General features: G+C 51.9%; 9 protein-coding genes and 10 tRNA genes. 18 read left to right on the forward strand and 1 reads right to left on the reverse strand.

Annotated features, from left to right (window positions below; translation table 11 throughout):
* Positions 1–8 precede the first annotated feature (8 nt).
* A complete protein-coding gene (locus L971_RS03300) occupies positions 9–734 on the reverse strand; it encodes a rhomboid family intramembrane serine protease (protein ID WP_024372096.1) in 726 nt (241 codons plus the stop codon).
* A 63-nt stretch (positions 735–797) separates the two neighbouring features.
* Between L971_RS03300 and acpS the strand changes: the two genes are divergently transcribed.
* The 18 genes from acpS to L971_RS03390 all read left to right on the forward strand — a co-directional run bounded on the left by acpS (position 798) and on the right by L971_RS03390 (position 8,029).
* The gene (gene acpS / locus L971_RS03305) at positions 798–1,175 is read left to right on the forward strand and encodes a holo-ACP synthase (protein ID WP_047374307.1); all 378 of its coding nucleotides are present in this window, start codon (positions 798–800) and stop codon (positions 1,173–1,175) included.
* Positions 1,153–2,229, forward strand: a complete 1,077-nt coding sequence (gene alr, locus L971_RS03310; protein WP_047374309.1) for an alanine racemase — start codon at positions 1,153–1,155, stop codon at positions 2,227–2,229. The genes acpS and alr overlap by 23 nt, the downstream gene beginning before the upstream one ends.
* Before the next feature lie 129 nt (positions 2,230–2,358).
* Entirely contained in the window at positions 2,359–2,637 is a 279-nt protein-coding gene (locus L971_RS03315) for a hypothetical protein (RefSeq protein WP_024372093.1), read from the forward strand.
* A gap of 5 nt (positions 2,638–2,642) precedes the next feature.
* Positions 2,643–2,993, forward strand: a complete 351-nt coding sequence (locus L971_RS03320) for a type II toxin-antitoxin system PemK/MazF family toxin (protein WP_024372092.1) — start codon at positions 2,643–2,645, stop codon at positions 2,991–2,993.
* Positions 2,994–3,134: 141 nt separating this feature from the next.
* Positions 3,135–3,461: an STAS domain-containing protein gene (locus L971_RS03325; protein WP_024372091.1), complete on the forward strand. Its 327-nt coding sequence runs from the start codon at positions 3,135–3,137 to the stop codon at positions 3,459–3,461.
* Positions 3,458–3,934 (forward strand): anti-sigma B factor RsbW, encoded by a 477-nt coding sequence (rsbW, locus tag L971_RS03330; protein ID WP_024372090.1) that lies wholly within the window; start codon positions 3,458–3,460, stop codon positions 3,932–3,934. Before L971_RS03325 ends, rsbW begins: the two co-directional genes overlap by 4 nt.
* Entirely contained in the window at positions 3,900–4,700 is an 801-nt protein-coding gene (gene sigB / locus L971_RS03335; RefSeq protein ID WP_021068185.1) for an RNA polymerase sigma factor SigB, read from the forward strand. The genes rsbW and sigB overlap by 35 nt, the downstream gene beginning before the upstream one ends.
* Positions 4,701–4,778: 78 nt before the next feature.
* On the forward strand, positions 4,779–6,908 hold the full coding sequence (locus L971_RS03340; RefSeq protein WP_024372089.1) for a Tex family protein: 2,130 nt from the start codon (positions 4,779–4,781) through the stop codon (positions 6,906–6,908).
* Positions 6,909–7,126: 218 nt separating this feature from the next.
* Positions 7,127–7,201 (forward strand) — tRNA-Asn (locus L971_RS03345).
* A 9-nt stretch (positions 7,202–7,210) separates the two neighbouring features.
* Positions 7,211–7,302, forward strand: a tRNA-Ser gene (locus L971_RS03350).
* A 23-nt stretch (positions 7,303–7,325) separates the two neighbouring features.
* Positions 7,326–7,400, forward strand: a tRNA-Glu gene (locus tag L971_RS03355).
* Positions 7,401–7,406: 6 nt separating this feature from the next.
* Positions 7,407–7,482 (forward strand) — tRNA-Val (locus tag L971_RS03360).
* A 19-nt stretch (positions 7,483–7,501) separates the two neighbouring features.
* A tRNA-Asp gene (locus tag L971_RS03365) sits at positions 7,502–7,577 on the forward strand.
* A gap of 7 nt (positions 7,578–7,584) precedes the next feature.
* Positions 7,585–7,656: transfer RNA gene (locus L971_RS03370), tRNA-Gln, on the forward strand.
* A gap of 10 nt (positions 7,657–7,666) precedes the next feature.
* Positions 7,667–7,742 (forward strand) — tRNA-Lys (locus L971_RS03375).
* Positions 7,743–7,773: 31 nt separating this feature from the next.
* Positions 7,774–7,861, forward strand: a tRNA-Leu gene (locus L971_RS03380).
* A 4-nt stretch (positions 7,862–7,865) separates the two neighbouring features.
* Positions 7,866–7,942 (forward strand) — tRNA-Arg (locus L971_RS03385).
* 10 nt (positions 7,943–7,952) lie between these two features.
* Positions 7,953–8,029: transfer RNA gene (locus tag L971_RS03390), tRNA-Ile, on the forward strand.
* Positions 8,030–8,117 lie beyond the last annotated feature (88 nt).

Raw genomic sequence — 8,117 nt, forward strand, 5'->3', positions numbered from 1 at the left:
TCCTTTTGTCATAAGAATCGTGCGAATAGGCCGAAGGCGGCGAGTCCGATGATCACATAGAAAATCCATTTGCCTTCACCCGTATGGATGATGGGCGGCGAATATTTACGCGGTTTATACTTCCCGTAGCGAAGTGGCCGCGAGAACGGGACCGTGTAGCGCGACAGCGGATAAGCGAGCAAGAACCCGGCGAGGAATCCGTACACGTGCCCCCAGAGCGAGACGTTCGAACCGATTAACGTGAAGACGGCGCTGATGGCGACGAAGATGTAGACGAGTCGCGCGTCTTGACTATAGATGAGCGTTCGACGAAACCGTCCGATGAATACATAGAAACCAAGAATCGCTAAAATCGCACCGGAAGCACCGGCTTGAAGATAGAACAGTTGGCTCACGGTGAAGTACGTCAACAAGTTGGCGAGCGCTCCGGCGACGAGGTAAAACAGCGCGAAGCGAACATGCCCGACCATTCGTTCCATCGCTGGACCGAAGATGATGAGCGCGAACGAGTTGAACAGCAAGTGGCCAAGGCCCAAATGGATGAAGTTGGCCGTCAGGAGACGGTACCATTGCCCGTCTGCGAGCGCGAGATGGAACGATCCTCCCCGTGCGACGATCTGAAGTCCCGGCATCAAAGAATCGATGACAAACACGACTAGTTGGATTACAATGAACAGCGTTACGAGCGGATAGGCTCGTACGAACGTTTGAACATTCTCAGTACGACTAAACATAGCATCACCTCTTTCCCCAATTGTATAAGGAAACGAGTGAAAAAGGAAAGGAGCGAGTGTCCTGTGATTGTAGGAATCGGTATTGATATCGTCGAGCTTGAGCGGATCGCTCGCTCGATCGAACAACCACGCTTCATCGATCGGCTTTTGACCGAGTCGGAACGGGAACGCGCACGCGGATACAAGGAAGAGCGGCGCATCGAATTCGTCGCTGGTCGCTTCGCGGCGAAAGAAGCGTACGCCAAAGCCGTCGGAACGGGTATCGCCCGCGGCTTGTCGTGGCAACAGATCGAAGTGTTGCCAGATGAGACGGGCCGGCCACGGATGACGGCGCCTTTCCCAGGGCGAATCCATGTCAGCATCAGCCACAGCGAGCGATACGCAGTGGCACAAGTCATCATCGAAGAGGGGGATCACCATGTTTCGTCCAAGTTGGATTGAAATCGACCGGGCGGCGATCGCCCACAACGTAACCGAGATCAAGCGCCGCATCCCGCAAGCGCTCATGGCGGTCGTCAAAGCGAACGCTTACGGACACGGCGCCGTCGAAGTCGCGAACATCGCGCTCGACAACGGAGCCACGATGCTCGGGGTCGCGTTGCTCGAAGAAGCCATCGAGTTGCGGGAGGCCGGCATCACCGCCCCGATTCTCGTCATGGAAGCACAGTTCCCTGAACAAGCGGGTGTCGCTGCGTCCTATGATGTGATCTTGTCCGTCTTCTCGGCCGACTGGTTAGAAGAGGCGAAGCCATATGTAACTGAACACCCGCTCACGGTACACGTCAAAGTCGATACCGGCATGGGGCGTCTCGGCTTGAGAACGAGAGAAGAACTGGATGCGCTCCTTATGGCGGCGGACGACCGTTTCGTCATCGAAGGCATCTATACACATTTCGCGACGGCCGACGAACCGGATAGCACGCTCTATCATGAACAGCAAGCCCGCTTCGATCGTTTGATGGACGGTCTTGGTTCACGCTTCAAGTACATCCACACGTCGAACTCGGCCGGTGCGATCCGCATGGCCGGTGAAGATGTGCCGTATAACCTTGTCCGTGTCGGTATCGCCATCTATGGGCTCTACCCGTCAAGCGAGATGGCGTCGTTCTACTCGTTTTTACGACCGGCGTTCACGTTGAAGAGCAAACTCATGCAAGTGAAACGTCTCGAAGCGAGGCAGACGATCAGTTACGGGGCGACGTACACGACGACGGAAGCGGAGTGGATCGGCACAGTGCCGGTTGGTTATGCGGACGGTTGGATCCGGAAAGCGGGCGGGTTTCACGTCGATGTCGACGGTGAACGTTGCCCAATCGTCGGGCGGGTGTGCATGGATCGCTTCATGATCAAGTTGCCTCATGAATTCCCGGTCGGCACAGGCGTGACGCTCGTCGGTGGGCCGGTCGCCATCGATGAGTTGGCGGCACATCTTGAGACGATCAACTACGAGGTCGTCTGTCAATTGACGAGCCGATTGCCGAGACACTATGTGTGAATCAGAAAACGTGTGAAATTATCTGAATTCTTTCGCGAATCCTCTATATTTTCCCAAACTCGCGTGTTATATTGATAAAGAACGCGGGAAAATTTCCGCCAGTCATTGAAACGATTCTGGAGGTGTAAGATGTTGAAACAGCAAACAGCGGGTGCATTGGCATCCGTTCCAGATCGGTTCTCGCAGCATGGGGGTCCGATTTCGATGAAAGATCGTGAATCATTGTCGTTGAATGATGTAGTGACGTACTTGTCAAAAGAAATTGCTGATCGACAACAAACACTGCGTGAAGAATTGGCGAAAGGCTATCAAGAGATGGCCGCGTTTAATTTGAATATGGCAGAAGAGATGCTGATGATTGAGACGGAAGCCGAACATGCTCTCTTACGTCAAGTAAGCGGGGTGTGAGCGGAGTGATCGTAAAGCGTGGTGACGTGTTTTATGCGAATCTGTCGCCCGTAGTCGGTTCAGAGCAAGGTGGAGTTCGCCCGGTCCTCGTCATTCAAAACGATATCGGCAATCGCTTTAGCCCGACCGTCATTGTCGCTGCGATTACGGCTCAGATCCAGAAAGCAAAACTGCCGACTCATGTGGAAGTGTATCAAGTCAAACACGGTCTTGAACGAGACTCTGTGATTTTGCTTGAACAGATTCGAACGATTGATAAGCGTCGTCTGACGGATAAAGTCACTCATCTCGATGATGAGACGATGCGCAAAGTGGATAAGGCGCTAGAGATTAGTATGGGATTAATCCCGCTCTAGCTTACATATGATTAAAACCGGTACATGGGTATCGGTTTTTTTTCAAAAAAATAATGAAAAACAGGTTTAATAATCTGAAATACGGGAAATATGATTAATCGTACTCAATTTTTCTGTACGCAACATTAGGAGGGAATAACGATGGATTTAGCGATTCGCGAGCAAGTTATTGGAGAACAACTACACCTTTACGTATCCGGAGAAGTGGATACATATACCGCTCCCAAACTGAAAGAAGTATTGCATCCGGCAATCACGGAGCAAAACGTCGTCGTTCATTTGGATGAAGTGGATTATATGGACTCAACAGGTCTCGGCGTATTCGTCGGTGCCCTTAAAATAGCAACACGCAATGAAAAAGAATTGTCGCTCGTCGGTGTGACCGACCGCGTCAATCGTCTCTTTGAATTGACAGGCCTACACAAATTGCTCTCGATTAACACGAATGTAAGAGGTGGCACGAAATGAGTAACATCGAACAGACGGTGATGACGTTCCCGGCCAAACCGGAATATGTCGGTGTGGTCCGTTTAGTCGTGTCAGGAATCGCTAATCGTATGGGATATACGTACGACGAGATCGAAGACATCAAAATCGCGGTCTCGGAAGCTTGTGGCAACGCTGTTCAACATGCATATGATGACGCAGAAGGTGAAGTGAAGCTGACGTGCGGCGTATTCATGGATCGTTTGGAAATGACGATTGAAGATTCGGGCAAAACGTTCGCTGACGATGTGAAACGCCAAGCGGCGCCGGTCGAAGAGACGGCTGAAATCGAATCGCTTCACGAAGGAGGACTCGGTCTATTCCTTATTGAAGCGTTAATGGATGACGTCTCGATCAACAAAGACAACGGTGTCAGAGTGACGATGACGAAACTCCTTAACAGGGACGAGGTGGATCAGAGTGCCAGCAAAATCTCAACAACGCCATCACAGTGATGATGAAGTATTAGAGTGGATTGAACGCTATCAGCAGGACGACCAGAACGAGGAAGTCCAGATGCTCTTGATCAATCGCTACTCGGACCTCGTCGAGGCGCTTGCACGCAAGTTCTCCCGCGGCCGGGCCATCCATGATGACCTCGTCCAAGTCGGGATGATCGGGTTGCTCGCAGCGCTCCGTCGTTTCGATCCCGAATTCGGCCGTAGTTTCGAGTCGTTCGCTGTCCCGACCATCATCGGTGAAATCAAGCGATTCATCCGTGACAAGACGTGGAGTGTCCACGTGCCACGTCGCATCAAGGAGCTCGGACCAAAGATCAAGAAGACGGTCGAAGAGTTGACGACCGAGCTTCAACGCTCACCGCGCATCGATGAGATTGCCGATCACCTCGGTGTCTCCGATGAAGAGATTTTGGAAACGCTCGAGATGGGCAAAAGTTATCAGGCGCTCTCGGTCGACAGCTCGATTGAGGCAGATAACGAAGGCAGCACGGTCACGCTACTCGACCTCGTCGGTAGTCAAGAACGCGGCTATGAGTCGGTCGACCAACGACTCATCCTCGAGAAAGCGTTCAGTGTGCTGAACGAACGGGAACAGGCGATTTTAGAATGTGCCTACTATAAAAACATGAGTCAAAAAGAAACAGGTGAGCTGCTCGGCATTTCGCAGATGCACGTATCCCGCTTACAGCGACGTGCGCTTGAGAAATTGCGTGAAGCCATCAAAGTCCCACTCAACGAAGTATTCTCGAACGATGACTGAGGAGTCATCGTTTTTTTGTCGTCTCCTCGTCAGTTTGCTACACTTCAATATGAGAGAACAGAAAAGGAAGTGATTCGGTTGATCACGAAAATCGCGAAAGAACTGAAATTGAAAGCAAGCCAAGTCGAGACGGTGAGGCAACTCGCCGCCGACGGAGCGACGATTCCGTTCATGGCTCGTTACCGCAAAGAGATGACCGGAAACTTGGACGAAGTCGAAATCAAAGCGATTCTCGACGCTGTACAATATGAAGAAAACTTACAAAAACGTAAGACGGACGTGCTTGCGAAATTAGAAGAGCTCGAAAAGTCGACGCCTGAACTCGCGCGGGCGCTCGAAGCGGCGACGACGCTCCAACAAGTCGACGACATATACTTGCCGTATCGGCCGAAGCGTCGCACAAAAGCCGAACAAGGAAGAGAGAAAGGGCTACAGCAGCTCGCCGACTGGTATCGCGCCCCATCCGTTTATTCATTGGAAGATGCGCAGAAGCTCGCCGGAGACGTCCCGCTCGATGAGGCGTTGCCATTTGTCCAATCGATTATCGGTGAAGAATGGGGAGAAGAGGCGACGCTCCGTCAAACGCTCCGGACCCGAGTACGGAAAGAGGCGCTCCTTCGCTCACGTAAGAAAAAGCAGGCTGAAGATGAGAAAGAGATTTTCGCCCAGTATTATGAGTACGAGGAAAAAGTCGCGGGCATCGTCCCACACCGTGTGCTCGCGTTGAATCGAGGCGAACGCACCGATGTCCTTCAAGTGAAACTCGTGTTCGACGAGACCGGATTTATGGACCAGGTGCTCCGACGATTTGACCGGTTGCCGGTCGAGAAGCGAGAGCTCGTCGTGCATGCCGTGAAAGAAACGTATAAAAAGTCAGTCTTCCCGGCCATCGAACGAGAGATTCGCGGCGAACTGACCGAGACGGCGGAAGAGCAGGCGATCGACGTGTTCGCAAAAAACTTAAAACAACTGTATATGCAGCCGCCGCTCCGAGAAGTTGTCGTCCTCGGGATTGACCCGGCTTACCGGACTGGATGCAAATGGGCCGTCGTCAACGAAATCGGGAAAGTCGAAGAAGTCGGTGTGTTTTATCCGACGGCACCGAAACACGATATCGCCGGTTCGGAAAAAGTGTTGTCTTCGCTCGTGAAGCGATACCCGATCTCGGTCATCGTCATCGGGAATGGAACGGCGTCACGGGAAACCGAACAGTTCGTCGCGAACTGGTTGAAGACGGCTGAACGTGAGATCGCCTATGCGATTGTCAACGAGGCCGGGGCGAGCGTGTACTCGGCTTCTGAAGTCGCCCGTACGGAGTTCCCGGAACTGAAGGTCGAGGAGCGATCGGCCGTTTCAATCGCGAGACGGATCCAAGATGCGATGGCAGAGCTCGTCAAAGTCGACCCGCAATCGGTAGGTGTCGGGCAATACCAGCACGATGTCAGCCAAAATAAATTGAAAAACTCTCTCGAGTTCGTCGTCGAGAGCGTCGTCAACATGGTCGGGGTCGATGTGAACCGTGCCTCAGAATCCCTTCTCATGTACGTATCGGGCTTAAATAAGACGACGGCGAAAAACATCGTAGCGTATCGAGATGAATTCGGTCGCTTCGACACGCGAAAAGAAATCAAAAAAGTCCCACGGCTTGGTGCAAAAGCCTATGAGCAAGCGGCCGGCTTCTTACGCATCACGAACGGGAGTGACGTGCTCGACCAAACAGAGATTCACCCGGAAAGCTATAAGCTGACACTGTCGCTCTTGAAAGAGCTCGGTGTCAAGAAACAGGCGGTCGGTACGGCGGAACTAAGAGATCGGTTAAAAGCCGTCGATGCGCGCGAGTTGAGTGAAAAGCTCGGAGCGGGGTTGCCGACCGTGGAAGACATTTTGAAATCGCTCGCCAAACCGGGCCGTGATCCACGAGAAGACATTCAAAAACCGCTCCTACGAACCGACGTCATGGACCTCGATGACTTGAAAGTCGGAATGGAGTTCCAAGGGACGGTCCGAAACGTGATTGACTTTGGGGCTTTCGTTGATATCGGAGTGAAGCAAGACGGACTCGTCCATATCTCGAAGCTGTCGAACCGATATGTGAAACATCCGCTCGACGTCGTCGCCGTGGGTGATATCGTCACCGTATGGATTGAACAAGTCGATGTAAATCGGGGCCGGATCAGTTTGACGATGCTTGAACCGTCTAAACAGTGACGGCCATATAGAAGAAGAAAGTCGGGGTTGAGCAAAATGATTATATTTTGCTCAACTTTTTTTATGAAAAAGTGTTGACGGTCGTTTTGCCCCGTGCTATCTTATAGAAGTCGCCGAGAAACGGCACGGAAAATTAAAGCTTTTCTAAAAAAGTGATTGACACGTTCCTGGTTTGCGGTTACAATTTAAAGCGTTACTTCGATAAATTCAAGCAACGTTCCGCAATAGCTCAGTGGTAGAGCAACCGGCTGTTAACCGGTAGGTCGTAGGTTCAAATCCTACTTGCGGAGCCATTTTATTTTGGAGACGTACCCAAGAGGCTATAAGGGGCTCCCCTGCTAAGGGAGTAGGCTGGGAAACCGGTGCGAGGGTTCGAATCCCTCCGTCTCCGCCACTTACTTTTTAGAAATCATACACGGCCCGTTGGTCAAGCGGTTAAGACACCGCCCTTTCACGGCGGTAACACGGGTTCGAATCCCGTACGGGTCACCATCATATGGAGGATTAGCTCAGCTGGGAGAGCACCTGCCTTACAAGCAGGGGGTCGGCGGTTCGATCCCGTCATCCTCCACCATTCAAATAAAACGTAATCTGGTCTCGTGGTGTAGGGGTTAACATGCCTGCCTGTCACGCAGGAGATCGCGGGTTCAAATCCCGTCGAGACCGCCATTTACGTTGGGCTGTAGCCAAGTGGTAAGGCATCGGATTTTGATTCCGACATGCGAAGGTTCGATCCCTTCCAGCCCAGCTTTTTATTTGAGTCATTAGCTCAGTTGGTAGAGCATCTGACTTTTAATCAGAGGGTCGCAGGTTCGAGCCCTGCATGACTCACCATTTTTTATCCCTCGTAACACTTTTAAACGCTGCGGTCGTGGCGGAATCGGTAGACGCGCTAGGTTGAGGGCCTAGTGGTGGTTAACACCGTGGAGGTTCAAGTCCTCTCGACCGCACCAATATGCACCCTTAGCTCAGCTGGATAGAGCGTTAGACTACGAATCTAAAGGCCGGGAGTTCGAATCTCTCAGGGTGCACCATTTTTATTATGGGCCTATAGCTCAGCCGGTTAGAGCGCACGCCTGATAAGCGTGAGGTCGGTGGTTCGAGTCCACTTAGGCCCACCATTTTAACTGACGAACTTTGAAAACTGAACGATGAGGCAAAAAAAGTTTTACAAGTTTTGATTGAAGCGCAAGCTTCGTCATTTTCAAG

The sequence above is a fragment of the Exiguobacterium sp. ZOR0005 genome, assembly GCF_000798975.1.
Classification (GTDB): Bacteria; Bacillota; Bacilli; order Exiguobacteriales; family Exiguobacteriaceae; genus Exiguobacterium; species Exiguobacterium aurantiacum.

Excerpts from the sequence above, each read along its gene's own strand:
- L971_RS03300 (WP_024372096.1), bottom strand. The coding sequence starts at position 734 with ATGTTTAGTCGTACTGAGAATGTTCAAACGTTCGTACGAGCCTATCCG.
- alr (WP_047374309.1), top strand. The coding sequence starts at position 1,153 with ATGTTTCGTCCAAGTTGGATTGAAATCGACCGGGCGGCGATCGCCCAC.
- L971_RS03315 (WP_024372093.1), top strand. The coding sequence starts at position 2,359 with ATGTTGAAACAGCAAACAGCGGGTGCATTGGCATCCGTTCCAGATCGG.
- L971_RS03325 (WP_024372091.1), top strand. The coding sequence starts at position 3,135 with ATGGATTTAGCGATTCGCGAGCAAGTTATTGGAGAACAACTACACCTT.
- rsbW (WP_024372090.1), top strand. The coding sequence starts at position 3,458 with ATGAGTAACATCGAACAGACGGTGATGACGTTCCCGGCCAAACCGGAA.